The organism is Streptomyces sp. NPDC001700, from assembly GCF_053596435.1.
Genome location: NZ_JBSFGE010000002.1, coordinates 40,635 through 65,867 on the forward strand (window position 1 = coordinate 40,635; position 25,233 = coordinate 65,867).

The window sequence follows — 25,233 nt, forward strand, 5'->3', positions numbered from 1 at the left end:
AAGGGAGGAATCGCTGTGACACGGTACGAGGACGGCTCCCCGTACGCCTACAGCCCCGGGACCGTCCCGTACGGGGTCGAGGCGGTCAACGTCGGCTGGCTGGAGAAGGATTCCGAATTCCCGCGCGGCGAGGCACCCGCGGAATTCGTCAAGGCGCTGGCGCTGCTGTGCCGGGACGATTCCCGTAACGCCATGCGCGGATTGTTCCCCTGCCAGCTTCCGCACCAGCAGGACCCCGGATATCCGGTGAGCATCGTGGTCGGCGCCCAGGAAGTCGTCCTCGGCAATGCCGAGGTGCGGGTCGTGGACGGGGGCGGCCGCTGGCTGATCGCCCCGAATCTCATCCACCACTACGTCACCGCGCACTCCTATCTGCCCCCGGCGGAGTTCGTGGAAGCGGTGACGTCCGGTCGGAGCGCCCCTCGGGGATAGGGGTTCGTGACACGGAGTCGGCGGCGAGACTCCCGAGCATCGACAACGCGTGCTCGGAGGGGCTTCCCAGGGCGGCCTGGTAGACGACCAGCTGCTGCCCCGGGGCGCCGTTCACCGTCAGCGACTCGTAGTCCAGCGTCAGCTCGCCGACCACGGGGTGCCGGAAACGCTTGGTCGCGTGTGCCTTCCGACGGATGTCGTGGCGGGCCCACAACCGCCGGAACTCCTCGCTGCGCAACGACAGTTCGCCGACCGCCTCGACCAGCTGGGGGTCGTCGTAGTCGGTCCCGACGGCCGCCCGCAGCCCGGCCACCGTACTGACGGCCACCTGCTCCCACTCCGGGTAGAACTCCTTCGCGTCCGGATCGAGGAACACCAGCCGCAGCAGATCCCCGCTGTAGGTGTGCCCCTCGAACAGGGCCCGGCCCAGGGCGTTGTGCGCGAGTACGGTCAGACAGCGCCCCAGCACCACGGCCGGGGTCCCGTGCCAGCCCTCCATCATCCGCGCCAGCACCGGGCTGACCCGCTCCCCGCGCGCCCCCTTCCGGCGCCGCGCGGGTACGGGAAGCGCCAGCTGATGCAGATGGGCCACCGCGTCCTCCTCCAGCCCGAGCACCCGGGCCAGCGCGTCGACCACCTGCGCCGACGGATGCCGCTCCCGGCCCTGCTCCAGCCGTACGTAGTAGTCGGTGCTCACCCCGGCGAGCATCGCCACCTCTTCCCGCCGCAACCCGGCCACCCGGCGCCGCACACCGGGCGGCAGGCCGACGTCCTCGGGCCGCAGCAGGGCACGGCGGGCCCGCAGGAACTGCCCGAGCAGATTCTCGCTGTCCATGCCTTCGACGCTACGCCGCCAGGGACACCGGAAGGTGGCCCCAATACTCCTACGATGCCCCCACCCAGACGGATCACAACCTGGAGCGGCCCCCAACCCCCGGCAACGCTGACCCCATGACCACTCACCACCACACCCCCTTGTCCGACCGCACCGCGGTGATCACGGGCGCCACCAGCGGAATCGGCGCCGCCACCGCCCGCCGCCTGGTGGCCGACGGAGCACAGGTCGCCATCCTGGGCCGCCGCGAGGACCGCCTGAAGGCCCTGGCCGACGAACTGCGCCCCACGGCCACCGGTACGGTCCTCCCCCTGGCGGTGGACCTGACCGTCCCCGAGGCCCTCGCCACCGCCGCCGACACCATCCGCGCCACCCTCGGCCGCGTCGACCTCGTCGTGGCCAACGCGGGCGTGATGCTCGGCGCCCCCTTCGAGACGGCGGCCACCGAGGAATGGGACCGCATGCTCGACACCAACCTGCGCGCCCTGCTCCACACCGCCCGCACCTTCACCGACGACCTCATAGCCACTGCCGCCGAGGGCCACCCCGCGGACCTGGTCCACGTGGGCTCCGTAGCCGGACACCTCCTGTACCCCAACTGGTCCGTCTACTCGGCCACCAAGGCCGCCGTGGCCCACCTGACCCGCAACCTGCGCGCGGAACTCGGGCCGCGCGATGTGCGCGTGAAGAACGTAGAGCCAGGCGTCACCCTCACAGAACTGGGCGAGGACATGCGCGATCCGCAGATGCAAGCCGCTCTCGCCGGGATGCGCACCACCCTCCACCCCCTAACCCCCGAGGACATAGCGGAAGCGATCGCCTTCGGCGTGGCAGCCCCACCCCATGTGAACATCGCGGACTTGGTGGTCGTCCCGACCCAACAGGGCTGAACCGAAGAACCACCGTCCCGCCACCGGGAATACCCTTCCCAGGTGAGCGACCTCTTCGAACTCCAGCTATCCCTGGACCTCCCCAACTCCCTCCCCACCTCCGACCTCGCCGTGATCCGCCGACACCTGGGCGAGCCCGGAGACCAGGCCCCGGAGACGTCCGACCCTCTGCCCGACCCCCTGGAGGAGTACCCCCTCCTCTCCTCCAGGGGCCCGGCCCACCGCATCGGCGGCGCCCTGGTCGGCGCACTGCTCCCCGGGCCGCGCGGCTGGGCGCTGACCGTACGCCAGGAAGTGCACCCGGACGAGTTCGACGCCCTGCGCACCCTCCTCACCTGGCTGGCCACCAGGACGACGACCATCGGCACCATCGGCTACATCCGCTTCCTGGAATCCGAAGTCCCCGACGCCCTGATCGCCACCCCGAACGGCATCCACCGCCTCCCCCTACGCCCCGACTCCCCCGCCCGACACCTGCTCCCGGACGGCGAGGAGTAGGCCCAAGCGCGAGCAGCAGGAGAACGTACGATCGCTCCCCGACACCCCACCCCACCGGAAGTGACCCGCATGCCCAGCCGCCACCCCGCGACCACAACCCTCTGGCGCCCCACCGGCCCCAAGGAGCTGGACCTGGTCCGCGACCTGAACTGGCGCGCCTGGCCACCCCGCCTCCCCGAGCAGCCGATCTTCTACCCGGTACTCAACGAGGACTACGCGATCAAGATCGCGAGGGACTGGAACGTCAAGCACGACGGAGCGGGCTACGTCACCCGCTTCGAGGTCGACTCCGACTTCCTGATCCGCTACCCCGTCCAACAGGCGGGCGGCAAGACCATCCTCGAACTCTGGGTCCCGGCCGAAGACCTGGACGACTTCAACGCCCACATAGTCGGCGAGATCCAGGTAGTCCAAGAGTTCCACTAACCGCCCCCGCGCCCAGCCCCCCCCCTCCACAGCTCCCTTCGCCCCAACCACCACCTGATACACCACCACCCGGCCCCCTCTCCACACACCACTCCACAACACATCGGCCGAGACGATCCGGGATACTCAGAACGAGGCCGAGCCCTACACCGAGCGGGGTCACCGAAATGACCAACATGCGAGAAGAGTGCACTTTGCCGGACTCAGCAGAAGTAAGCAAAACCAAGTCACCGCCCGCATAAAGCCCCAGCTCAACTCCTGTGGTCCCCGCACACGCGGGGTTGGCCCCGAGCCACCGGCTTGTAGGCCCCAAATCGACACGTGGTCCCCGCACACGCGGGGTTGGCCCCACGAGGCTGACGCTGCTGCCGGGCGCCGAGTTGTGGTCCCCGCACACGCGGGGTTGGCCCCGACCCCACCGCCGGACCCCACCTCGACCAAGCGTGGTCCCCGCACACGCGGGGTTGGCCCCGGTAAAATGAAATGGTTGTAGCCCGTCTGGGTGTGGTCCCCGCACACGCGGGGTTGGCCCCCACCAGTTCGTCGGCGTCGCCATCGCCGTGCCGTGGTCCCCGCACACGCAGGGTTGGCCCCGTGGTACTCGGCGGCAAGATCGGCTCGCGAAGGTGGTCCCCGCACACGCGGGGTTGGCCCCCGCCCGGTCGTGAAGGTCCTCGGCGCCTACGAGTGGTCCCCGCACACGCGGGGCTGGTCCCACGCTGCTGGTGACCCTGGCCCGGTACCCGGGGTGGTCCCCGCACACGCGGGGCTGGTCCCACCTCGTCGATCAAGTCGAGGTGTCGGGCCTGGTGGTCCCCGCACACGCGGGGCTGGTCCCGACGTGGCCCCGGCGGGCCCGATCTTCATGGAGTGGTTCCCCGCGCACGCGGGGTTGCCCCCGCGCGAATCCGCGGCTGACGCACGAGAGCGCCATCACGACCGCTCCCAGCCCACACGCGCCTGTTGCAGTGCCCGACCAAGAGGCGGGCACCGCAACTTCCTTCCGTCGTAGCTCAGTTCTGCAGCGTCGGCGATCCGGTCACAGCGAGGCGCGTGGCGCTGCGATAGGTGGAGATGCCCACGGCCAGCAGCCAATAGCTGAAGATCGCCCCCATCAGGGCAGTGGTGCCCCAGCCGTTCGCCGCGTAGAAGTTCGCGGGGGTGTTGCCGAAGAACAGAGACGGCACGAAAGCCAGGTTGACCCCCGCCAGGCCGTACGCCGACCGCCCGGCCCACCGCGGAAGCAGGTTCGTGCGCGAGATGGCGTAACCCACCGAGACCAGGAAGAACGCCAGCATGAGACGGGAGATCGACCCGTAGAGGATGTACGTACCGCTGACGGCGATGGTCGGATCGATCCGGTGGTCGACGGCGATGACCGCGCCCGCCTCCAAGCCGCTGGAGACCAGGGTGACCGTCGCGTAGACCAGTCCCGTGGCACAGGCCATCGAGCCCACCCACTCATACTCGGGGCTCACGCGCTTGACCAGTTCACGAAAGGCCGTCACGAACACGATCAGAAACGCGAGCGCGACAATCCCGATCAGGAGCCTGGCCAGGACGTTCCAATCCGGCGGAGGACCCGAATAGATGAAGTACAGGGGCACTTCGACGATGATGGCGGCAGCGGTGGAGATGCCCGCGATGCCAGTCACACGTCTGGCAAAGGTCTCGTTCATGAGTGCCCCCTGTTGTCTTCCTCGTCGGTTCGACTGCTGACGAGACGATCCTGCCGATCACGACGGTTGCCGTCAGTAGGCCTGGACACCGGATACGGGGTGGCCCTACCGACACCCTCTCCTCGCCGGGGACGTGAGCGGGCACTCTCAACTCCCTGACAGTGCAACCGCTGGCGCACCTCGCCATAACCCAGCTCCAACGACGGACTTGCCTCAGCAGACCCCTCGACCCAAACCCGCCCGAACTTCAGCGATCCCGAGGATTCATCATCCCCGAACCCCGGCCTCGGCTACGGCGTTCAGCTGGCCGACCTCTCACCCGCCGATGCTCCTCCAGCGCCGCAGCTCGAACAGACCGACGAGCCATTGAGGCAGAAGGGCAAAGCCAACGCGACCGCTTCCCTGATAATCAGAACGAGATCGTGGCGCCACGATGGCCGGGGCAGCGCCGAGCAGTTCACCCTTTTCGAGAGGAAAGATTGCTTTGACGGTTTCTAGAGAAGTGATTGAAATCAAGCACTCAGCGGGATAAAGCCCCAGGTCAGCTCCTGTGGTCCCCGCGCACGCGGGGTTGGTCCCCCGATCACCGTGCGGACCTGGGGCTGGGTGCGGTGGTCCCCGCGCACGCGGGGTTGGTCCCGCGCCGCCCTGTCCGCTAGTTCGCTATTCCCGGTGGTCCCCGCGCACGCGGGGTTGGTCCCCAGTCCTTCACCGCGACGGCGGCCGTCTTGATGTGGTCCCCGCGCACGCGGGGTTGGTCCCAGATCCTCGCCCGCGCCGGGGTGCTGGTGGTCGTGGTCCCCGCGCACGCGGGGCTGGTCCCAGCGCGTCCGTTTCGTACTCGGCGCCTTCCGCGTGGTCCCCGCGCACGCGGGGCTGGTCCCGGCTGGACCGTGGCCGGGAGCGCCGGTCCGGGGTGGTCCCCGCGCACGCGGGGCTGGTCCCTCATCGCGCCGCTCCTGGCCAGGACGCGCGAGGTGGTCCCCGCGCACGCGGGGCTGGCCCCAGCGGCATCTGGTCGGCCCTGGACGGCGGGACGTGGTCCCCGCACACGCAGGGCTGGCCCCCTGTCAGTGGCCAAGAACTTGGAGAGGTTGGCTGGTCCCCGCGCATGCGGGGATGGGCGGGACGGCCGGGACGGAGCCGATGGGGCGGACGGCCGGACCTGCCCGAGCGGGTACTCGTTGGAGCCGCCTGCTGCTGATCCGGATGCGCTGATGTGTCGGCGTGATGGCGCGACGCAGCCTCAGCCAGAGCCGCCCTCGGGGCCGGGGAGGCCTGCTATACGGACGCTGGACCGGCGGCGTCCCTGACCCTCTGGGCGTGAAGATTTCGCGGCCTTCGCTGACGCCGCCCCCTCGCCCAGCCTGCAGACCGGGCGAGGGGCAAGACGTCACGCCCCATACAGCACGAAGGCCCCTGACGGGCGGTCAGGGGCCGATCGCTGCAACCCCTGCACCGCCAGGAGTACCGTCTGAGTGTCGAGTTCAGAACGGAGTTCAGCATGCCCGGCGACACTCACATTGGCGCCCAGCTCCGCAAGATCCGCAAGCGCCGCGGCCTGAACCAGCGAGAGCTGGCTGCCGCCTCCGGCGTATCGCTCTCCCTCATCCGTAAGCTGGAGCAGGGCGAAATCACCGACACCCGCATGGAGACGGCGCACGATCTCGCCGTCGCACTGCGCGTCCCCACGAGCGCCCTCCTGGAACGCGACGACGAAGAGACCGACGGCGAGGCAGCGGAGGAGTGGCGCCCCCTGCGGGCCGCAGTCCAGGTCGCGGCCCGCCGTACGGGCGAGGCCCCCACAGTGGAGGGCGTCCGCGAGCTACTACCCGCCGTACGGAAGGCGTATTTCGCCAACCACCTCGCCGAGTTGACCGGTCTACTCACACCGCTGCTGCGGGATGCCGACGCGCTCGGCGACTCCGCCGACGCCCGGGACGTACGGTCCCACCTGCTCCAGATCGCGGGCAGCGTGCTCACCCAGGCACGCCAGTACAGCGCGGCGGAGACCGCTCTCCGCCGCGCACTGGACGACGCACCGGACCGGCTCCGCGCCGCCGGGATCATCGCCACGTGGAGCTGGCTCCTCGTCCGACAGGGGAAGCTCGCCGCGTCCCGAGAGCTGGCCACCAAGTGGGCGGACGACGTCGAGCCCAGGGTGAGCCGGGCGACGCCGGAGGAACTGGCGGCGTGGGGGTGGCTGCTGATGCAGGCGTCGGCCGCGAACCTCCGCGACAACAGGAGGGGCGAGGCGGACGACACGATGCGCCTGGCGCAGTCGGTCTCCGTACTGCTGGGGCGTGAGCTACCTCGCGGCACCGAGCGCCTGACGACATGGGGCCCGACGACCGTGCGGTACAAGGCATGCGAGCGGCACATCGTGCTGGACGAGCCGGACAAGGTGCTGCGCGCGGTGAAGCCGACACGGCTCGGCCGTGCCGCGCCGCCTCAGAGGCCCAGCGGCCTGTCGGTGAGTACGGAATTCCACCGGCATCGTCTGGACGTGGCCAAAGCTCACACCATGATGCGGCAGTACGGCGAGGCGGTTGGCGTGCTGACCGACGTACACACCAATGCGCCTGAGTGGCTGGCCAATCAGCGTTACGCGCGGGACATCCTCGGCGATGTGGTCGAGCGGCGGCGGACGCTGACGCCGGAGATGCGGATGCTGGCGGACGCGGTCGGTCTGCCCCTGTGAGGTAACCCCTGTTGGCACTTCCGCCGGGTCGCCGACGGAAGTGCCATTGAGCAGTGACCCGCCACACACCTAGCGTCACGACACGGATACAAACCGGCCACGAGGAGCCGTGTCGTGAGTTATTTGGCAAGAGGTCCGGCGCCGCCATCGTCGACTCCGGCCTCATGTACTGGCTCATCCCCAGCGGCCACGCCGACTGGTGGGGCAGCATGCCGAACATCCACGCTCTAACGACGCGCTACCGCCAAGAGGTGTGAACTCGCCGCCAGCAGTTCGGGATACGGCTCAGCCATACGCGCCGCAGCCAAGGCGGATTGAAAGAGCGGCGTACCGATGAGGGAGTCACCCGTGTACTGCTCTGTCGCCTTCAGCATCGCCCACGTCGGCCCCTCGATGCCGAAGACCTGGGCATCGAATCCCGCCGCCGTCACCTCTTCGATCAGTTGCTCCCCACTGTGGAAGTAGGCAGCAGTGAACGCCTTCTTCCCGTCGTGCACTTGAGTCCGCAAGATGCCACCGATGCTCTCCTGCATCCGCTCACCGTGCAGGTGGGCAAAGGCCGTGTGCTCAAAGAGACTGGCATAGCGATTGATCCCAGCGGCTGCCAGGAGCCCACTCGGCCGCAGCACGCGGTACGCCTCGGCTAGCGCCTGATCACGGTCGGCACGCTCCAAGAGGTGGTAGAGAGGGCCGAGCAAGAGCACGACGTCGTAGGACTCCTTCTCCGCCGTAAGCCCCCTCGCATCGCCCACTTCGGCAACACACCCGTCAATGCGCTCCGCCTGTTCGACGTGCCGAGGAATGGGATCCACGAGATGCACCTCGTAGCCATCCTCGATCAGCCACCGAGCATGCGTGCCCGGGCCACCACCAACATCAAGGATCCGGGCCGGGGCAGGCGGAAGATGGCGGCGCAGAAGTTCTTGCGTGCGCACCATCTCCAGCCTGCCGTCCGCCGTGGACGACAGCCGCGTCGACTCGTCGATGGTGGACGCGTAGAAGGTCATGACCTCGGGAGCTATCCGGTGAGCCGTCATGACTGCATTGTGGCGGGCCAGGGAGGTCCGTGTCCGCCCTGCGGGTAACGTGCCCGGTTAACCCGTCACCTACGTGGGAGCAGTCGTGACGCAACTGAAGTACGAGCAGATCGCGGATCACCTCCGGGCACGTATCACCGAGGGCGAGTTCGGACCGGGCGATCTCCTCCCCTCCGGACGGGAACTCACCGAGCAGTTCGGCGTGTCCCGAGCCACGGTCGTCAAGGCGATGGATGTCCTGCGGAACGACGGCGTAGTCGTCGCTCGCCAAGGCGCGGGCTTCACGGTGGTCGAGACCCCCGTGGCGCGCCCGGCCGGACGTCGGCACACAGCCGATCGAGTGACGGAAGGCCGTCCCTTCAGGCGCTTGAGCGCACCGACGAAGGAGGCACCGTCCCCTCAGATCGCCGACGCGATGGCACTCCCTGAGGACGCCCACGCCCTACGCCGGGCGCGACTCGTCCTGCTGGACGAGGGCGATCCGTACACGCTGGTCGTCGCCTGGTTCCCCATGGATATCGCCGACGCATGCCCGCGTCTCGGCATGAAGGGGCCGATCGCAGAGGGGACCACGAACTACGTTGCCCGCTGCACCGGGCGCTCGCCGGTGAAGGGAGTCGACGTCTACACGGTGCGGCTGGCAACGGACGAGGAAGCCGATCTGCTGGGGTTGTCGCAGCCCGCGGCGGTAGCCGTTGCCCGGCACACGGCGTACGACCGTGACGGGCGCGCCCTGGTCTGCGAGGAGGGTGTGACGCCGGGCGCGCTATGGGAGTTGACGGACCACTACACGATGGGGTCATAGGGTTACGAATGGCTTGACTGGACCGGTCAACCGGTCCACTGTGGGCTTACATACGCTCCCTCACACACTGGAGCCGACTATGACGATCAAAGCCAAACCGTGGAGCCCACCCACCGGGGCTGACCCCGTGGCGTTACCGACAGGCCGCTGGTGGGACGCCGTCCGGGTAGAGGAGAGCATCGGCGAACGGACCCTGGCACTCCTCGGCGACGAGTCCGGGGCCGTCATCCAGGACCGCTGCAACACCTTCTACTGGCTCATCCTCTGCGGCACGGCCAGCTCCTGGAAGCTTCGGCAGGCGTACGTCCTCACCGCAGCCGAGGGTGTGGCTACCTACCTGGGCGTACCACCCGCCGACCACCTGTCCCGACCCGGCACGCACTGGTGCGTCGCGTACAGCCGCGACGGATACCTCACGGACCCGTGGCTGCTGTACAAGGCCCTGGTCCACGCCGTGCTGACCAAGCCCGACACCAGCACGGAGCGCACCCGGTGACGCCCCAGGTCTGCGCCCGCTGCCAGCAGACGACCAGCGAACCGGTCGTCGTCGCCATCAAGTACAGCGCGAGCGCAGGCGGCCACACCCTCTATGCCTGCCCCGGCAAATGCGCCGCCGCGTTCCCCAAACAACACGACCCGTTCCACGGCACACACAATGACCGCCCCCACCCACGGCCGTAACACCGAGGCCGAAACGGCATGGCGCACGGCCCTCGACCACGCCGCGAACTGCCCCGACTGCCGCCCACCCAGCGAAGGCTGCGAGACGGGCCTCGCCCTCCTCCAGGCACATCACGAAGCGTGGACCAAGCTGCGCGAACAGCCCCACCCGAGGCCCCGGAAACACTCTGGCCCCCACACAGACCCGAACCAGCGCAGAACCAAGCCCCTCGGCGACATCGCGTACGGGATCGGCCTCGCGGCCCTCATCGCATTCCCGGCCTTGCTACTGATGTACACCTACACCCACCACTGAACTTCCACCGCCCGGCCAGGCCGAACCTGAGCGCCAGCCGGGCATGCCGACCACCTCGCACGGCGAAACCGGTCACCACCCACGGAGCACCTCGGAGGCCGGGACACAGACACCACTTGGAGCCCCGGCACCACAACTCAACGGTCGACGAGCTGCCAAGGTGAAGCGCCGCGCCAGCGAGCCTTCATCCGAGATAATCAGTACGACACAGACCAGCGAGCGATTTGCCCGCATTACGCAAAAGAGCCACTTTGCCGGATTCCGCGAAAGTGATTAAAACCGAGCCCCCAGCTACATAAAGCCCCAGGTCAGCTCCTGTGGTCCCCGCGCACGCGGGGTTGGTCCCTCACCGACGCCCAGCTCGACCAGCTCATCAAGGTGGTCCCCGCGCACGGGGGGGGCTGGTCCCCAGCCCGCACTCGTGATGGCCGCCGACTTTATGTGGTCCCCGCGCATTGTGCTGCTGTGTCGGCGTGTTGGTGCGCCGCAGCCTCACTGGAGCCGTCCCCGGGCCGGGGAAGCCTGCTGTTCTGGCGCCGGACCGGTCGGCGTCCCGACCCTCAATTCTGGGCGTGAGGACCTTACGGCCTTCCCTAAGGTCACCCCCTCGCCCGGCCTGCAGGCCTGCGGGCTGGGCGAGGGGGCTTTCGTCGTGTCAAGGAAGCGCGACGGCCCCCACCGAAATGAGGGCCGGGCGACGTACCCGCGGAGCCGACCGGGAGTACCGTTCCGAGTGTCGACGTCGGAACGGAGTCATCATGTCAGATGGCACTGAGGCACGCCCAGGAACCGTTGGAGCGCGGCTGAAAGAGCAGCGCCTTATCCGCGGATACACGCTACGAGAACTCGCCCAGCGGGCACACGCATCCCCCTCGATGCTGTGCCAGATCGAGAAGGGCGAACGGTCGCCCAGTGAACAGCTTCTCGGGTCGGTGGCGCGCGCACTCAGCGTCAGCGTCGCCGTGTTGCGCGGCCAGCCGTATATCAAGCAGCTCCAGCAGGACCAACTCGATGCGGTGATCGCGCCGCTGAGCAGCACACTCAGCCTATGGGATGCGCTGTCCGAGCCAGGAGACCCACCTCCCCGCGCCCTGTCGGTACTGGAGAGCGACGTCATGGCGGCGCGTCAGCGGAGGCTGGCCGCTGAGTTCCTGCCACTGGCCGATACCCTGCCGCCGCTCATCCGAGAACTGGCGCATGCCGCCGAGACCTTCGAGGTCCCCGGGGACCTCGCCCGCGTCCAATGGTTACAAGCCGAGGCAGCCCACACCGCCGAGGTGGTCGCCTACCGGCTCGGGTACATGGACCTCTCGCGGCTGGCTCTGACCCGCATGGAGAACGCCGCGATGCGCGGCGCGGATCCCCGCTGGGTCGCCGTGGAACGGGTGCTGCGCGGACAGCTCGCGCTGGACGGCGGTCTCGCTGACGCTGGGATGCGCCTGGCCGAGCTGGCGGTCCGCGACTTCCCCGGAGGGCAGGAGCGGCCCACCCGTGCGGTACTGGGCACGCTGCATTTGAAGGCGGCCATCTTGGCGTCCGGGCGTGGGGACGGCGACGGGTCGAATGCTTGCTTGGCGGAGGCCAAGGGAATTGCGGACGAACTCGGCGAGACCGACAGTTTCGGCTTGGGCTTCGGCCCGTTCTACGTGGGCCTGGTCGGGGTGTCGTCAGCGGCTGACCGTAACGAGCACGACCTGGCGATGCAGCGGGCCCGCGCGGTCAAGGTGCCCGAGTCGTATCCCATGGTGGCGCATGTGGCCCGGTACTGGGCGAATCGCGCGCGGGCGGCGGTGTGGACGGCGGACCACGACGATGCGATGAAGTCGCTACAGAAGGCTCGGGAGGTGGCGCCCCAGCAGGAGCGATACGACCCGTACGTGCATGAGACGGTGGCGACGATGCTGCGCTCGCAGTCGCGCCTGTCGGAGGAGCTGCGCGAGTACGCGCGCTGGTGCGGGGTGGGGTGACGCTGAGCCCGCGCGTGTTCACAAACTGTGAACGCGCGGCCCCTTCCCGGTCGACAAGATGTGACGGTCAACACGCTGCCACATGGAGCCGACCATGACGACCAAAGCCCGAGCCGACCAATGGGCACCGCCAGCAGGCACCGAAGTTGAGATGATCAAAGTCGGGCCGCACTGGGACATCGTCCGAGCCCCCGCGGATTTAGGGGAACGCGCCCTCGAACTGCTCGGCGACACCTCCGGCGCCGTCATCGCCGACTACGGCCTCATGTACTGGCTCATCCCCCCGGGCCACGCCCAACACTGGGAGCGTCTCCACCACGGCATCCACGCCCTCGGCCCACACGGCGCCGAGGTCACCTACGTCGGCGTACCACCCGCGACCTGGACGCAAGGCCCGCGCCTGCACTGGCGGACCCCGGCGAGCGACGGCCAGTACCTGACCGACCCGCACCGACTGCGCCTGGCCCTGGCCCGAGCACTCGCCGAGCCCGCCGAGGAGGCGACGGCCCGGTGATGCCCCAGATCTGCGCCCGCTGCCAGAAGACCACCAGCCAACCAGTCGTCGTCGCGACCAGGTACGGCGCGAGCGGTGGCGGCGGCACCATCCACGCCTGCCCCGACTGCGCGCCCACGTTCCCGAAGCAACGCGACCCGTTCGACTGCAGCCGCCGCCTCCTCGACCGCAACGAGCCCGTCAGGCGCCAGCAATGACGGCACCCGAGCAGCCACCCGCACCCACCTGCGGCGCCGAACCCACCGCTCCGGAGCCCGAGCCTACGGCCTGGAGCCAGTTCCTCGACCACGCCATGGACTGCACCGGCTGCCGGGACGGCCACCGGTGCACCGCCGGGAACCAGCTGCACGGCGCGGTCCGGGACGCCGCGGCCCCATGGACCGGGCGGGCTGCTGCCGATCCGGTTCCCCCGTACCGGGCACGTCGGCAGCGGTCCGCCCTCCCCGCCCCCTGCAGCCGGATGTTCGGCGGTCGGCCACAGGGCGACGGGGCTCCGGCCTCCGGCCAGGCATCCGAGCCGGAGCCCCGTCGAAGACAAGCCCCCGCCCCGATCGCGCGCTTGGACGGCCAGCGACCGGGACGGAGACCGCGCACCACCCCATCGAGAGAGGAAGGCACATGCGAGACGTTACTGCGTTACTGGACCAGCCACAGCGGGCCGAGGTCGTGGAGACCGTCCTGCGCAACAACCCCGGCATGGACGAGGCCACGGCGGGCCGGATCGTCGACGAGGCGGTGAAGTTCGTGGCGGCCGCAGCTGGTGCTTCGAGCCCGCTCGCCCCGTCCAGGGTCGTGGACGAGGGCTGGCATGCTCTGATCCTGCACACCCGAACGTACCGCCAACTGTGCGAGCGAGTCGGCACGTTCGTCCACCACGTGCCGCAGGCGCCGGACCCGGAGCGGCGTAACCCCGAAGCGCTGACGCGCACCCAGCAGCGCATCGTGCAGGCCGGGTTCCCCGTGGACGATGCTCTGTGGCTGGCGCCGACCGACTCCTCCATCCCGGTCGCGGCCAGCTGCCAGCACGGCCCTGGCGGCCCCGAGGGCAGCTGCACCGGCGACCCGGACGGCGACGGCCCGAGCGGTCCGAACTGACGAAGCGCTGAACTACCGGGCGCCGCGCCCGTACCATCGTCACAGGAGGTGGTCATCATGGAGCAGTGGGTGAACCCCGAGAGGGCCGGTCTCGTAGAACTCGTGGATCAGCTCCGGGCGCCTGCCCCGCAACCGGATGAGGCCTGCGGCTGCAAGAAGCGCCGCGGCGGCTTGCCCGCGACCGTCTTCGTGGAGCCGGACGGCAAGGTGCTCACCGTGGGGTGCAACCGGTGCGGCGGTACGGGCATCGCCCCATAGTTCAAAGGTCCGAAGAGCGCCCCCGTCCGCGCGTCGCCCCGTGGCGCGCGGACGGGGATGGTCCTGTGGGAAGCGTGCCCCCGATCGGGCTCAACAGCGCCCTCGGTGGCACCCGCGCACGCGAGGCTGGCCCCGGCCGTAGCAGGGAGGGATTCGCCGAGGCCGTCAACCTCGGGTGTGCAGGGCTGGCCCCCATCACGCGGGCGCTCAGTGGGACCTGACGCTATCCCCGCGCGTACGGGGTACACCTCGGGCACATCAGTGTGCTCCCGGTAGTCCCGCACGCGAGATCCGCCCCCATACATGCGCAAGCGCCAGCGCTCCATTCCCAGACCACATGCGCTTTTTGCGGTGCCACAACTACCTTCCGTGTGGCGTCAGCTCTGCAGCATCGGTGCCCCGGTCGCAGCGAGGCGCGTGGCGCTGCGATAGGTGGAGATGCCCACGGCCAGCAGCCAGTAGCTGAAGATCGCCCCCATCAGGGCGGTGGTGCCCCAGCCGTTCGCCGCGTAGAAGTTCGCGGGGGTATTGCCGAAGAACAGAGACGGCACGAACGCCAAGTTGACCCCCGCCAGGACGTACGCCGACCGACCCACCCACCGCGGGAGCAGATCCGTACGGGCGATGGCGTAACCCACCGAGGCCAGGAAGAACGCCAGCATGAGGCGGGAGATCGACCCGTAGAGGATGTACGTGCCGCTGACGGCGATGGTCGGATCGATACGGCGATCGGTGGCGATGACCGCACCGGCTTCCAGACCGCTGGAGACCAGCGTGACCGTCGCGTAGACCATTCCCGTGGCAAAGGCAATCGAGCCCACCCACTCATACCCAGGGCTCACCCGCTTCACCAGTTCACGAAAAGCCGTCACGAACACGATCAGGAACGCGAGCGCGACAATCCCGATCAGCAGCCTGGTCAGGACGTTCCAATCCGGCGGGGGACCCGAGTAGATGAAGTACAGGGGCACTTCGATGATGATGGCGGCAGCGGTGGAGATGCCTGCGATACCAGTCATACGTCTGGCAAAAGTCTCGTTCATGAGTGCCCCCGGTTGTCGACCTCGTCGGTTCGACTGCTGAGACGGAAGGGCAATCCCGACGCGACCGCTTCCCTGATAATCAGAACGAGATCGCGGCGCCTCGATGACCGGGACAGCGCTGAGTAGTTCACACCTTTCGAGAGGAAGGCCCGCTTTGACGGTTTTTAGAGAAGTGATTGAAATCAAGCACTCGGCGAGATAAAGCCCCAGGTCAGCTCCTGTGGTCCCCGCGCACGCGGGGTTGGTCCCGAAGACCGCTCTTCGGAATGCCGCGGACCCCGGTGGTCCCCGCGCACGCGGGGTTGGTCCCATCATCCGCCCCGTCCCGCAGTCCGGCTACTGGTGGTCCCCGCGCACGCGGGGTCCCTCCCGCCATTCAGCATATCTGGAGCAAGGAAAGTGGTCCCCGCGCACGCGGGGCTGGCCCCCGGGAGGCGCTCAAGGGGTTGCTGCGGCCGGTGTGGGCTCCCGAGCATCGATAGAGCCGTAAGAACAGGCTTACGGCCATGGTCGAAGATGCGCACTAATCATGCGTTCGATTGGCCACTGCGAGACCAAATTCGATCGCCTCTCGACAACCTCGGTCGTTCCATGTCCCCTTTCGGGACATCGCTCACTGTTCAAGGCTCCGTCATGTCAAATACCGCCATGACTCAAGATCGCCCCACCCCCGGGGTGCCATTCGGGCGCTTGTCCCCCGCCGCACGGCGGGCGTGGGGCAAGCACGAACGGACGACCGACGAATGGCTGCCGCTGTGGCGGCATATGTCGGACAGTGCGGCCGTCGCGGGGAAGTTGTGGGACGAGTGGGTTCCGGGGAACGTCAAGGCGCTTGTCGCCGAGGGGTTGCCGCAGGGGGCGGAGGATGCGCGGCGGGTGGTGGTCTTCACGACGGCCGCGCACGACATCGGCAAGGCGACACCGGCCTTCGCCTGCCAGGTGGATGGTCTGGCCCAACGGATGCGTTCGGTGGGGCTGGATATGCCGGACCAGAGGCAGATCACCGTCGACCGGCGCATGGCGCCGCACGGGCTGGCCGGGCAGTTGCTGGTGCAGGAGTGGCTGGCCGAGCGGTTTGGGTGGAGCAGTCGGGCATCCGGGCAATTCGCCGTCGTGGTGGGTGGGCATCATGGGACGCCGCCTGAGCATCAGCAGATCCATGACCTCCGCCTGCACCCGCATCTGCTCCGCACCCCCGGCGCAAGCGAAGCCAAGTGGCGTGCGGCGCAGTACGAGTTGATGGACGCCTGCGCGCAGCTCGCGCAGGTGGAGGACCGGCTCGCCGACTGGCAGGCGGTGCGGTTGCCGCAGCCCGTGCAGGTGGTGCTGACCGCGCTGGTCATCGTCGCCGACTGGATCGCCAGCTCAGCCGAGTTGTTCCCCTACGACCCCGCGTCGTGGGCGCCACCGCACAGCGCGGAGGGAGAGGCGCGGCGGCTGGAGGCCGCGTGGGCGGGGTTGGATCTGCCGGGGCCATGGGCGCTCGCGGAGCCGGATCTGTCGGCGGAAGAGCTGTTCACAGAGCGCTTCGATCTGCCGGACGGCGCCGAGGTCAGGCCGGTGCAGGCGGAGGCCGTGCGGATGGCGCGGCGGATGCCCGCCGCCGGGCTGCTGATCGTCGAGGCGCCCATGGGCGAGGGGAAGACGGAAGCGGCCTTCGCGGCGGCGGAGATCCTGGGCGCCAGAACCGGAGCCGGAGGGTGCCTGGTCGCGCTGCCGACACGGGCGACGAGTGATGCCATGTTCCCCCGCCTGCTGAACTGGCTGGACCACCTGCCGTCCGACGGCCCCCGATCCGTCGTCCTGGCGCACGCCAAGTCGGCGCTCAACGACCTCTGGGCAGGGCTCATACGCGCCGGACATCGCAAGATCATGGCGGTGGAGCCGGACAGCCCGGACCAGATCCCCGCACCGGGCAAGGCCCGCAGGTCCAGCCCAGCCGGGCTCCACGCCCACCAGTGGCTGAGGGGACGCAAGAAGGCCCTGCTCGCGTCGTTCGCCGTGGGCACCATCGACCAGGTGCTTTTCGCGGGGCTGAAGACCAGACATCTGGCACTGCGGCATCTCGCGGTCGCGGGCAAGGTCGTCATCATCGACGAGGTCCACGCGTACGACGCCTATATGAACGCGTATCTCGACCGCGTGCTGGAGTGGCTGGCGGCCTACCGGGTGCCCGTCGTCCTGCTGTCCGCGACCCTGCCCGCGGAGCGCAGACGGGAACTCGCCGCGGCGTACTCCGGAGAGAGCGGACAGCCACCGGACGTACCCGAGGACGCGTACCCACTGATCACCGCCGCGGCGCCCGGTTCGGCGGTTCTGACGGCGCGGCCGCCCGCCGCCTCCGGGCGTCGGACCGACGTACGGCTGGAGAGGCTGGACGACGATCTGCCCCAGCTCGCACAGCGGCTGGAGCGCGAACTGCGCGACGGCGGCTGCGCGTTGGTCGTACGGAACACCGTCGACCGGGTACTGGAGGCGGCCGAGCAGCTACGGGAGCACTTCGGCACGGACGCGGTGACCGTGGCGCACTCCCGGTTCCTGGCCGCCGACCGGGCGCGTAACGACACCGAGCTGCGGCAGCGTTTCGGGCCGACCGGCGACCGTCCCGCCGGGCCGCACATCGTCGTGGCCAGCCAGGTGGTCGAACAGTCGCTGGACATCGACTTCGACCTCCTGGTCACCGACCTCGCCCCGGTCGACCTCATGCTTCAGCGGATGGGACGGCTCCACCGCCACCCGCGCACCCGCCCCGCCCGTCTCGCCCAGGCCCGCTGCCTGGTGACCGGCGTCGGCTGGCAGGCCGACCCTCCCGAGCCCGTGCAGGGATCACTCGGCGTCTACCAGGGGACGCACACCCTGCTCCGGGCGCTCGCCGTCCTCGGTCCCCATCTGGACGGCGAACCGCTGGTGCTGCCGGACCACATCAGTCCGCTGGTCCAGGCCGCGTACGGAGAGCAGACGGTCGGCCCCGCGCACTGGGCCACCGCGCTGGACGACGGCCACCGGGCGTACAAGGCCCAGATGGTCAGAAAGCAGGACCGGGCCGAGACCTTCCGGCTGGGGCCCGTCCGCCGCGCCGGGCGGCCGGTGTTCGGCTGGCTGGACGCCAACGCCGGGGACGTGGACGACACCCTCACCGGGCGTGCCCAGGTGCGGGACAGCGAGGAGAGTCTGGAGGTCCTGGTCGTCCAGCGGCAGCGGGACGGTCGGCTGACCACCGTCGGGTGGCTGGACGGCGGGCGCGGTGGTCTGGATCTGCCGGAACACACGCCTCCGACGCGCCGGGCGGCCGAGGCCGTCGCCGCGAGCGCGCTGACCCTGCCCTGGCAGTTCTGCAAACAGTGGGCGATCGGCCGGACCATCGCCGAGCTGGAACGGTTCGTGGTTCCGGCGTGGCAGGTGAAGGAATGCCCCTGGCTGGCAGGCGAGTTGCTGCTCGTACTCGACGAGGATTGCCGGACCAGGCTAACCGGCTTCGACCTCACCTACAGCCGTACCGATGGGCTCCGCGTAACTCCGATCGGTACGGCAGACGACGCGAAAGCGGAGCGCGCGGAGACGGTAGGGCCCGCCTTCGATCTGGTCTCGCGGCCCTGGATCCCGGCGCAGCGCTTCGACGGGACCACGGTGGAGCTGTCGCTGCTGGAGGTGTTCCGCCAGGCACATGAGCTGTGCCGTCTGGTGGGTGATCTGCCCACCCAGGAGTTCGCCCTGCTCAGACTGCTTCTGGCGATCCTCCACGACGCGGTCGACGGGCCAGTGGAGATGGAGGACTGGGAGAAGCTGTGGCAGACGGAGGGCGCCGACACCTTCGCCGCCGTACCGGACTACCTCGACCGCCACCGTCATCGCTTCGACCTTCTGCACCCCAAGCATCCGTTCTTCCAGGTCGCGGGGCTGCACACGGCGAAGAACGAGGTCGCCTCGCTGAACCGGATCGTCGCCGACGTCCCGAACGGCGAGCAGTTCTTCGCGATGCGCCGACCGGGCGTCGACCGGCTCGGCCTGGCCGAGGCCGCCCGCTGGCTTGTGCATACGCACGCCTTCGACTCGTCCGGGATCAAGTCCGGGATGGTGGACGACGACCGGGCGAAGGGTGGGAAGGTCTATCCGCTGGGCGTCGGCTGGGCGGGCAACCTCGGCGGCGTCTTCGCCGAAGGCAGCACGCTGCGCGAGACGTTGCTGTTGAATCTGATCGCGCTGGACGAGGACATCCTGGTCACCGACCGGAAGAACGACCTGCCGGTCTGGCGCCGTGATCCGCTCGGCCCGGGGCCGGAGGGCCAGGGCTCACGTGGGCCCTCCGGCCCGCGCGACCTGTACACCTGGCAGTCCCGACGGCTGCTGCTGCACACCGAAGGTGACGCCGTCACCGGGGTCGTTCTCGGCTACGGCGACCCCCTCGCGCCACACGACCGCTGGAAGCGGGAGCCGATGACGGGCTGGCGGCGCAGCGCGGCCCAGGAGAAGAAGCAGGGCCGCCCGCTGGTCTATATGCCGCGCCAGCACGACCCCGGCCGCGCCGCCTGGCGCGGCCTGGCGAGCCTGCTCTTCGCCCAGCGGTCGGATACGGACACCACCGGGCGGGGCACCCCGCAGAGCCTGCCCGCCGGGGTGGTGAAGTGGCTGGCCATGCTCACCACCGAGGGAGCGCTCTCGGAGGACGCCCTGATCCGTACGCGCCTGATCGGGGCGGTGTACGGCACCCAGCAGTCCGTCGTGGACGAGGTGATCGATGACGGGGTCACGCTGCCGGTCATCCTGCTGCACGAGGAACATCCGCTGCACGGCGCGATGGCAGTCGCCGCGGTCGCCGACGCCGAGCGGGGCGTGACCGCGCTGGGGCACCTCGCCGGGAATCTGGCGCGCGCCGCGGGACAGGACCCGGCGCCGGGCACGGCGGCCGCCCGCGACCTGGGATTCGGGGAACTGGACGGTCCGTACCGGCAGTGGCTTCAAAGGCTCAGAACGAGCGATGACCCGGTGGCGGCGCGCGCCGAGTGGCGGTCCACGGCGCGCGGCATCCTCCGCCGCCTCGGTCGGCGCCTGCTCGACGCGGCGGGCCCGGCCGCGGCGGAGGGGCGGGTGGTCGAGGTCCCCCGGGTCGGCAAGCGCTGGGTCGACGACTCCCGCGCCGACCTGTGGTTCCGGAGCAGCCTCAACAAGGTGCTGCCCGCCGCCCCGTCCTCCCAGGGGCCCGGGGACGCGCCCCCGCCCGCTGATCCCGACGACTCGACGGAGCCCACGGCATGACGACGACCGCTGAACGGCCCGAGCCCGCGCAGCCCACCCCCCAGTCGTCCGCGCCCGGTCCCCGCCATACCCCCGGCCCGGCCGGACGGGCCGCGGCCCGCTGCATCTCACGTCTCCAGCGCCGTTACCGCCAGGACAATCCCGCAGCCGTGGCCCAAGTGGCCAGGCTGCGGCGCGGCGCCGGGCGCACAGCGCACGCGGTCCAGGACCACTGGGGGCTCGGCGGTCTGGACGAACTGGCCGACATCCTGGCCGATGGCGCCACGCGGGTGCGGCGCGAGCACGCCGAGGAGGCGGTGTATCTGGCGGTGACGCTCTGGGCCCTGCACCAGCAGTCCGTTCGCGACCACGATATGCACCACCCCGAGGGCACGCTGGGCCGCGCGGTCCGAGGTCTGATGCGGAAGAAGAACGAAGGGACGTCGCGGGCCGATGACGACCCGAACGGACCGGTCCGCAAGCGCCTCGTACGGGTGGGCACCGCCACCTCGCTCGAGTCGGTCGCCGTGCGGCTACGGGAGATCGTGCTGCTCCTCCGGGACGTCAAGCTGCCGCTCGACTACGCACGGCTCGCGGATCAGCTCTACCGCTGGCAGTCGCTCCCGGAACGGGCCGCCGTGCGACGGGAGTGGGGGCGGGAGTTCCATCTCGCCGCCCCTCGCGGCGCGCACGCCGACGACGCGTACGACGACGTGTCGGGCGAGTGACCCTCGCCCCGTGAGCCCCCGTAGGCTCGTCGGCCCCGTCAGCCGCGTCAGCCCCGTCACCTTATGACCACGACAAGGAACTGAGTCTTCGTGACCAAGACCATCCTCGACATCCACATCCTGCAGACCGTCCCGCCGAGCAACCTCAACCGCGATGACACCGGCACGCCGAAGTCCGCCGTCTACGGCGGCGTGCGACGGGCGCGCGTCTCCAGCCAGGCCTGGAAGCGCGCCACCCGCAAGGCGTTCTCCGGTCTGCTGGACGATTCCGAGCTGGGCGTGCGGACGAAGAAGGTCGCCGAGGTGCTGGCCGGGCGGATCGCCGCCCTGGATGCGTCCCTGACTCCCGGGGTGGCGTACGAACTGGCCGCGGAGACCATGCGGGCGGCGACCGGCTCCAAGATCGAGGTCCCGAAGCGCAAGGCCAAGGGCGACGAGGACGACCAGAGCAAGGCCGCTCCGGAGTCCGCCTACCTGATGTTCCTGAGCGCGCGCCAGCTCCGGGGGCTCGCCGAGCTGGCGGTCGAGGGCGGCAAGGGCGGCGACCTCGCAGCGCTCAAGGACTTCCTGAAGGCCAAGGAGAACAAGTCCCGCGCCCGGCAACTGGTCGACACCCAGCACTCCGTGGACATCGCGCTCTTCGGCCGCATGGTGGCGGACGCGACCGACCTCAACGTGGATGCGGCCGCACAGGTGGCCCACGCCCTCAGCGTGCACGCGGTGGAAGTCGAGTCGGACTACTTCACCGCCGTCGATGACAAGAACACCGACGCCGAAATGGGCGCCGGAATGATCGGCTCGGTCGACTTCAACTCCGCCACGCTCTACCGCTATGCCGCGGTCGATGTCGACCGGCTCCAGGAAAACCTGGGCACCGGTCTGCGCGACGGCCAGTCGCCCGCCGAGCCCACCCGGCGGGCCGTGGCCGCCTTCCTCGAAGGCTTCATCACCTCCCTGCCCACCGGAAAGATCAACACCTTCGGCAACCACACTCTCCCCTCCGCGGTGATCGTCAAGCTCCGCGCACGGCGCCCGATCAGCTTCGTCGGCGCGTTCGAGCGGCCGGTGCCCGCCGCGGAGTCGGGAGGCTTTCTGCTCCAGAGCTGCGAACAGCTCGCGCGGTACGTGCCCGACCTGGAAAACACGTACGGGCTGACCGGCGAAGCGCACAGCTGGGTGCTCCGGGTAGGCGAAGAGACGAAGGCCCTCGCCGCGCTGGGCGAGGAGGTGGGGCTCGCCGAGCTGGTGACGGCCGTAGGAGATGCCGTAGCCGCGCGGCTGGAACCCGACCCGGAGGACGCGCCGGAGTCCGTGGCATGAGTGTGCTGCTGCTGCGGCTCGCGGGCCCCCTTCAGGCATGGGGATCCGCGGCCCGCTTCACCCGCCGCACCACCGAACGGGCCCCCACCAAGAGCGGTGTCGTCGGACTCCTCGCCGGAGCCCTCGGGCGTGACCGGGACGCGGACCTGTCCGACCTGGCCGCGCTGGAATTCGGCGTACGCATCGACCAGCCCGGCACCCGGCTACGGGACTTCCAGACCGCACACCACGCCGACACCGGCAAGGCCATGCCGCTGTCGGAGCGCTTCTATCTCGCGGACGCCGTGTTCGTGGCCGGGGTGAAGGGTGAGACCCGGCTGATCCACCGGCTGCACGAGGCGCTGCACGACCCCGTGTTCCTGCCGTACCTCGGGCGCCGCTCCTGCCCTCCCGCCCGGCCGGTCACGATGGGTCCGCCCCGGGAGACCGGCCTCGAACAGGCACTGGTCGAGGCCGACTGGCAGGCGTCCGAGTGGTATCGCGAGCGACATCGGCCGGATCGGCTGGAGCTGCTGCTCGACTGTCCTCCCGGACACGCCCCGGAGATGACGCTGCGCGATATCCCGCTGAGCTTCGACCCGCGCCATCGGCAGTACGGGCTACGGGGCGTCCGCAGCTATCACACTCCGCTGCCCCAGCCCCATGATCCGACCACCCTGCTTCGGCCCGCCGCACCGAGGAACCCCTGATGTATCTGACCCGCTTCCGCCTCAACACCGGGCGCTCCGACACCCGGCGGCTGCTCGGTTCGCCCCACATGCTGCACGGCGCCGTGAACATGTCCTTCCCCGAGCCGCCGTCCCGCGACGGATCGGGCCCCCGGGTGCTGTGGCGTGTCGACCGCAACGGTCCGGCGGAGACGCTGCTGTTCATCGTCAGCCCGGCCAAGCCCGATCTGACCCATCTCGTCGACCAGGCGGGCTGGCCTGCCGCGGACGAGCCGTGCTGGACGACCTTCGCGTACGGCGACTTCCTCGACGCCCTCGCCAAAGGGGACACCTGGGCGTTCAGGCTCACCGCGAACCCCGTCCACCACATCCGCCGCGAGGACGACAAGGAAGGCGAGCGCACCAAGCGCGCCGCGCACCAGACGCCGTACCACCAGATGCGGTGGCTGCTGCAGCGGCAGCACCGTGCGGGGTTCGAGGTCGTCCAGAAGCCGGTGGAGCGCCGTCTGCTGGAGCGGGGCGACGAGCACGAGCTGATCGTCCGGGACCAGCGTCCGCTGCAGTTCCGCAGGCCCCCGGCGAAGGCGGGCCGCGACGACGTACGGTTCACCAGGGTCACCTTCGACGGCCGTCTGCGCGTCACCGACCCCGATGATTTCCGCCGCACCCTCACCTGCGGCCTGGGTAAGTCCAAGGCGTACGGCTGCGGGCTGATGACACTCGCCCCGTCAGGCTCGGGTTCGGGTTCGACCTCGGGCTCGGGTGTGCGATGAGCACCGTCAGCCGCCGCGGCGCCTCGTCACCGCGCGAACTCACCCGGATCGGAGACCGGCTCTCCTTCGTCTACCTGGAGCGGTGCACCGTGCACCGCGATTCCAACGCGATCACGGCCGAGGACACGGACGGGGTCACCCACATTCCCTCCGCCACCATCGGCACCCTGCTCCTCGGCCCCGGCACCCGGATCACCCACCAGGCGATGTCCGTCCTGGGCGACTCGGGGGCAGGTGTGGCGTGGGTCGGCGAATACGGAGTCCGCTACTACGCCGGTGGGCGGGCCCTCACCCGTTCCTCCGGCCTGGTCGAGGCGCAGGCCACCGCGTGGGCGAACCGGCGCACCCGGCTGGAGGTCGCCCGCGCCATGTACCGGCTGCGCTTCCCGGACGACGACCCCGCCGAGCGCACCCGGCAGCAGCTGCTCTCCATGGAGGGCAAGCGCCTCAAGGATTGCTACCGCCGCGAGTCCGCCCGCACCGGCGTGCCGTGGCGCCGCCGCGAATACCACCGCGCCGACTTCTCGGCCGGGGACGCCCCCAACCAGGGCATCACGGCGGCCGCGCAATGCATGTACGGCATCGCGCACGCCGTCGTCGCGGCCCTCGGCTGCTCCCCCGGCCTCGGCTTCGTCCACTCCGGCCATGAGCGGTCCTTCGTCCTGGACGTGGCCGACTTCTACAAGACCGACGTCGCCATCCCGGCGGCCTTCGACGCGGCGGCCGAGGGGGAGGCGGATGTCGCCACCCGCACCCGCCGGATGTTCCGGGATCGCATCAACGAGACGAACCTGCTGGACCGTTGTGTACGCGACATCAAAGACCTGCTCGGCTACGACGGCACCCGCGACACCACGGACGCGGCCTCTGCCGCTGTCGCTGACGCTGACGCGCAGGACCGCGTAACCCTCCAGTCCGACGGCGACCTCCACGTCGAGGGAGGCCGCAACTACGGCGACGAGATCATCTGGTGACCGTCATCGTCCTGACGAACTGCCCGGCCGGACTCCGCGGTTTCCTCACCCGCTGGCTCCTGGAGATCTCCCCCGGCGTGTTCCTCGGCTCGCCTTCAGCCCGCGTACGCCAAGCCCTCTGGGACGAGGTGCGCCAGTACGCGGGCCAGGGCCGCGCGCTGCTCGCCTACCAGACCAACAACGAGCAGGGCTACACGTTCGAAACCCACGACCACACGTGGCACCCCACCGACCACGAGGGCCTGACCCTCATCCACCGCCCCAACCCCAACGCCCCGCGCACCCCGCAGCGACGCTCGGAAGTCCCGCGCCAAGGCTGGAGCAAGGCGTCCAAGCGGCGGAGGTACGGCGGCCGATAGCTGCGGGAACTGCCCGAGGGGGC

The 25,233-nt window shown here is 69.7% G+C and carries 24 protein-coding genes and 2 CRISPR repeat arrays; of the genes, 20 read left to right on the forward strand and 4 right to left on the reverse strand.

Features of this window, described 5'->3' with window-relative positions; translation table 11 throughout:
- Positions 1-15: 15 nt before the first annotated feature.
- Complete coding sequence (locus ACWC5C_RS03610; RefSeq protein WP_450873337.1) at positions 16-432, forward strand: DUF7919 family protein; 417 nt, start codon at positions 16-18, stop codon at positions 430-432.
- Here ACWC5C_RS03610 and ACWC5C_RS03615 read toward each other — a convergent pair.
- On the reverse strand, positions 356-1,267 hold the full coding sequence (locus ACWC5C_RS03615; protein WP_450873339.1) for a helix-turn-helix transcriptional regulator: 912 nt from the start codon (positions 1,265-1,267) through the stop codon (positions 356-358). The two genes, ACWC5C_RS03610 and ACWC5C_RS03615, sit on opposite strands and share 77 nt — an antisense overlap.
- Positions 1,268-1,383: 116 nt before the next feature.
- Between ACWC5C_RS03615 and ACWC5C_RS03620 the strand changes: the two genes are divergently transcribed.
- From ACWC5C_RS03620 to ACWC5C_RS03630, 3 genes are all read left to right on the forward strand, one after another.
- A complete protein-coding gene (locus ACWC5C_RS03620; protein ID WP_450873341.1) occupies positions 1,384-2,157 on the forward strand; it encodes an SDR family oxidoreductase in 774 nt (257 codons plus the stop codon).
- Positions 2,158-2,199: 42 nt separating this feature from the next.
- On the forward strand, positions 2,200-2,655 hold the full coding sequence (locus ACWC5C_RS03625; protein WP_450873343.1) for a hypothetical protein: 456 nt from the start codon (positions 2,200-2,202) through the stop codon (positions 2,653-2,655).
- Positions 2,656-2,724: 69 nt separating this feature from the next.
- On the forward strand, positions 2,725-3,081 hold the full coding sequence (locus tag ACWC5C_RS03630) for a hypothetical protein (RefSeq protein WP_450873344.1): 357 nt from the start codon (positions 2,725-2,727) through the stop codon (positions 3,079-3,081).
- Between the two features lie 260 nt (positions 3,082-3,341).
- Positions 3,342-3,982: a CRISPR direct-repeat array (repeat unit 29 nt; unit sequence GTGGTCCCCGCACACGCGGGGTTGGCCCC).
- 112 nt (positions 3,983-4,094) lie between these two features.
- On the opposite strand, the gene ACWC5C_RS03635 is transcribed toward ACWC5C_RS03630, so the two are convergent.
- A complete protein-coding gene (locus ACWC5C_RS03635) occupies positions 4,095-4,760 on the reverse strand; it encodes a hypothetical protein (RefSeq protein ID WP_450873346.1) in 666 nt (221 codons plus the stop codon).
- A 550-nt stretch (positions 4,761-5,310) separates the two neighbouring features.
- A CRISPR array of direct repeats spans positions 5,311-5,827; the repeat unit is 29 nt.
- Between the two features lie 437 nt (positions 5,828-6,264).
- On the opposite strand from ACWC5C_RS03635, the gene ACWC5C_RS03640 reads away from it, so the two are divergent.
- Positions 6,265-7,461: a helix-turn-helix domain-containing protein gene (locus ACWC5C_RS03640; RefSeq protein ID WP_450873348.1), complete on the forward strand. Its 1,197-nt coding sequence runs from the start codon at positions 6,265-6,267 to the stop codon at positions 7,459-7,461.
- A 227-nt stretch (positions 7,462-7,688) separates the two neighbouring features.
- Here ACWC5C_RS03640 and ACWC5C_RS03645 read toward each other — a convergent pair whose 3' ends face one another.
- On the reverse strand, positions 7,689-8,468 hold the full coding sequence (locus ACWC5C_RS03645; protein ID WP_450873350.1) for a class I SAM-dependent methyltransferase: 780 nt from the start codon (positions 8,466-8,468) through the stop codon (positions 7,689-7,691).
- 115 nt (positions 8,469-8,583) lie between these two features.
- On the opposite strand from ACWC5C_RS03645, the gene ACWC5C_RS03650 reads away from it, so the two are divergent.
- The 8 genes from ACWC5C_RS03650 to ACWC5C_RS03685 all read left to right on the forward strand — a co-directional run bounded on the left by ACWC5C_RS03650 (position 8,584) and on the right by ACWC5C_RS03685 (position 14,113).
- Complete coding sequence (locus ACWC5C_RS03650) at positions 8,584-9,303, forward strand: GntR family transcriptional regulator (RefSeq protein WP_450873352.1); 720 nt, start codon at positions 8,584-8,586, stop codon at positions 9,301-9,303.
- Positions 9,304-9,430: 127 nt separating this feature from the next.
- Positions 9,431-9,799, forward strand: coding sequence for a hypothetical protein (locus ACWC5C_RS03655; protein ID WP_450873354.1), 369 nt, complete (start codon positions 9,431-9,433; stop codon positions 9,797-9,799).
- Entirely contained in the window at positions 9,796-9,984 is a 189-nt protein-coding gene (locus tag ACWC5C_RS03660) for a hypothetical protein (RefSeq protein WP_450873356.1), read from the forward strand. The genes ACWC5C_RS03655 and ACWC5C_RS03660 overlap by 4 nt, the downstream gene beginning before the upstream one ends.
- Before the next feature lie 1,053 nt (positions 9,985-11,037).
- Positions 11,038-12,246 (forward strand): helix-turn-helix domain-containing protein, encoded by a 1,209-nt coding sequence (locus tag ACWC5C_RS03665; protein WP_450873358.1) that lies wholly within the window; start codon positions 11,038-11,040, stop codon positions 12,244-12,246.
- A 94-nt stretch (positions 12,247-12,340) separates the two neighbouring features.
- A complete protein-coding gene (locus tag ACWC5C_RS03670; RefSeq protein WP_450873360.1) occupies positions 12,341-12,760 on the forward strand; it encodes a hypothetical protein in 420 nt (139 codons plus the stop codon).
- On the forward strand, positions 12,760-12,957 hold the full coding sequence (locus tag ACWC5C_RS03675) for a hypothetical protein (RefSeq protein WP_450873324.1): 198 nt from the start codon (positions 12,760-12,762) through the stop codon (positions 12,955-12,957). The genes ACWC5C_RS03670 and ACWC5C_RS03675 overlap by 1 nt, the downstream gene beginning before the upstream one ends.
- A gap of 421 nt (positions 12,958-13,378) precedes the next feature.
- Positions 13,379-13,855 (forward strand): glycine-rich domain-containing protein, encoded by a 477-nt coding sequence (locus ACWC5C_RS03680; RefSeq protein ID WP_450873362.1) that lies wholly within the window; start codon positions 13,379-13,381, stop codon positions 13,853-13,855.
- A gap of 57 nt (positions 13,856-13,912) precedes the next feature.
- Positions 13,913-14,113: a hypothetical protein gene (locus tag ACWC5C_RS03685; protein ID WP_450873364.1), complete on the forward strand. Its 201-nt coding sequence runs from the start codon at positions 13,913-13,915 to the stop codon at positions 14,111-14,113.
- 377 nt (positions 14,114-14,490) lie between these two features.
- On the opposite strand, the gene ACWC5C_RS03690 is transcribed toward ACWC5C_RS03685, so the two are convergent.
- Entirely contained in the window at positions 14,491-15,156 is a 666-nt protein-coding gene (locus tag ACWC5C_RS03690; RefSeq protein ID WP_450873366.1) for a hypothetical protein, read from the reverse strand.
- A gap of 633 nt (positions 15,157-15,789) precedes the next feature.
- Between ACWC5C_RS03690 and casA the strand changes: the two genes are divergently transcribed.
- The 7 genes from casA (at position 15,790) to cas2e (ending at position 25,210) form a co-directional block, all read left to right on the forward strand.
- Entirely contained in the window at positions 15,790-20,409 is a 4,620-nt protein-coding gene (gene casA / locus ACWC5C_RS03695) for a type I-E CRISPR-associated protein Cse1/CasA (protein WP_450873368.1), read from the forward strand.
- Entirely contained in the window at positions 20,406-21,116 is a 711-nt protein-coding gene (gene casB, locus ACWC5C_RS03700) for a type I-E CRISPR-associated protein Cse2/CasB (RefSeq protein ID WP_450873370.1), read from the forward strand. The genes casA and casB overlap by 4 nt, the downstream gene beginning before the upstream one ends.
- A 90-nt stretch (positions 21,117-21,206) precedes the next feature.
- The gene (gene cas7e / locus ACWC5C_RS03705; RefSeq protein ID WP_450873372.1) at positions 21,207-22,436 is read left to right on the forward strand and encodes a type I-E CRISPR-associated protein Cas7/Cse4/CasC; all 1,230 of its coding nucleotides are present in this window, start codon (positions 21,207-21,209) and stop codon (positions 22,434-22,436) included.
- Positions 22,433-23,125 (forward strand): type I-E CRISPR-associated protein Cas5/CasD, encoded by a 693-nt coding sequence (cas5e, locus tag ACWC5C_RS03710; RefSeq protein WP_450873374.1) that lies wholly within the window; start codon positions 22,433-22,435, stop codon positions 23,123-23,125. The genes cas7e and cas5e overlap by 4 nt, the downstream gene beginning before the upstream one ends.
- Complete coding sequence (gene cas6e / locus ACWC5C_RS03715) at positions 23,125-23,877, forward strand: type I-E CRISPR-associated protein Cas6/Cse3/CasE (protein ID WP_450873376.1); 753 nt, start codon at positions 23,125-23,127, stop codon at positions 23,875-23,877. Before cas5e ends, cas6e begins: the two co-directional genes overlap by 1 nt.
- Entirely contained in the window at positions 23,874-24,851 is a 978-nt protein-coding gene (gene cas1e / locus ACWC5C_RS03720; RefSeq protein WP_450873378.1) for a type I-E CRISPR-associated endonuclease Cas1e, read from the forward strand. Before cas6e ends, cas1e begins: the two co-directional genes overlap by 4 nt.
- Positions 24,848-25,210, forward strand: a complete 363-nt coding sequence (gene cas2e, locus ACWC5C_RS03725) for a type I-E CRISPR-associated endoribonuclease Cas2e (protein ID WP_450873380.1) — start codon at positions 24,848-24,850, stop codon at positions 25,208-25,210. Before cas1e ends, cas2e begins: the two co-directional genes overlap by 4 nt.
- Positions 25,211-25,233: the final 23 nt, after the last annotated feature.

What these genes read in the sequence shown, in the direction of transcription:
- ACWC5C_RS03615 (WP_450873339.1), bottom strand. Translation starts at nt 1,267, where the DNA reads ATGGACAGCGAGAATCTGCTCGGGCAGTTCCTGCGGGCCCGCCGTGCC.
- ACWC5C_RS03620 (WP_450873341.1), top strand. Translation starts at nt 1,384, where the DNA reads ATGACCACTCACCACCACACCCCCTTGTCCGACCGCACCGCGGTGATC.
- ACWC5C_RS03630 (WP_450873344.1), top strand. Translation starts at nt 2,725, where the DNA reads ATGCCCAGCCGCCACCCCGCGACCACAACCCTCTGGCGCCCCACCGGC.
- ACWC5C_RS03635 (WP_450873346.1), bottom strand. Translation starts at nt 4,760, where the DNA reads ATGAACGAGACCTTTGCCAGACGTGTGACTGGCATCGCGGGCATCTCC.
- ACWC5C_RS03640 (WP_450873348.1), top strand. Translation starts at nt 6,265, where the DNA reads ATGCCCGGCGACACTCACATTGGCGCCCAGCTCCGCAAGATCCGCAAG.
- ACWC5C_RS03645 (WP_450873350.1), bottom strand. Translation starts at nt 8,468, where the DNA reads ATGACCTTCTACGCGTCCACCATCGACGAGTCGACGCGGCTGTCGTCC.
- ACWC5C_RS03665 (WP_450873358.1), top strand. Translation starts at nt 11,038, where the DNA reads ATGTCAGATGGCACTGAGGCACGCCCAGGAACCGTTGGAGCGCGGCTG.
- ACWC5C_RS03670 (WP_450873360.1), top strand. Translation starts at nt 12,341, where the DNA reads ATGACGACCAAAGCCCGAGCCGACCAATGGGCACCGCCAGCAGGCACC.
- ACWC5C_RS03675 (WP_450873324.1), top strand. Translation starts at nt 12,760, where the DNA reads ATGCCCCAGATCTGCGCCCGCTGCCAGAAGACCACCAGCCAACCAGTC.
- ACWC5C_RS03680 (WP_450873362.1), top strand. Translation starts at nt 13,379, where the DNA reads ATGCGAGACGTTACTGCGTTACTGGACCAGCCACAGCGGGCCGAGGTC.
- ACWC5C_RS03685 (WP_450873364.1), top strand. Translation starts at nt 13,913, where the DNA reads ATGGAGCAGTGGGTGAACCCCGAGAGGGCCGGTCTCGTAGAACTCGTG.
- ACWC5C_RS03690 (WP_450873366.1), bottom strand. Translation starts at nt 15,156, where the DNA reads ATGAACGAGACTTTTGCCAGACGTATGACTGGTATCGCAGGCATCTCC.
- casA (WP_450873368.1), top strand. Translation starts at nt 15,790, where the DNA reads ATGTCAAATACCGCCATGACTCAAGATCGCCCCACCCCCGGGGTGCCA.
- casB (WP_450873370.1), top strand. Translation starts at nt 20,406, where the DNA reads ATGACGACGACCGCTGAACGGCCCGAGCCCGCGCAGCCCACCCCCCAG.
- cas5e (WP_450873374.1), top strand. Translation starts at nt 22,433, where the DNA reads ATGAGTGTGCTGCTGCTGCGGCTCGCGGGCCCCCTTCAGGCATGGGGA.
- cas6e (WP_450873376.1), top strand. Translation starts at nt 23,125, where the DNA reads ATGTATCTGACCCGCTTCCGCCTCAACACCGGGCGCTCCGACACCCGG.
- cas1e (WP_450873378.1), top strand. Translation starts at nt 23,874, where the DNA reads ATGAGCACCGTCAGCCGCCGCGGCGCCTCGTCACCGCGCGAACTCACC.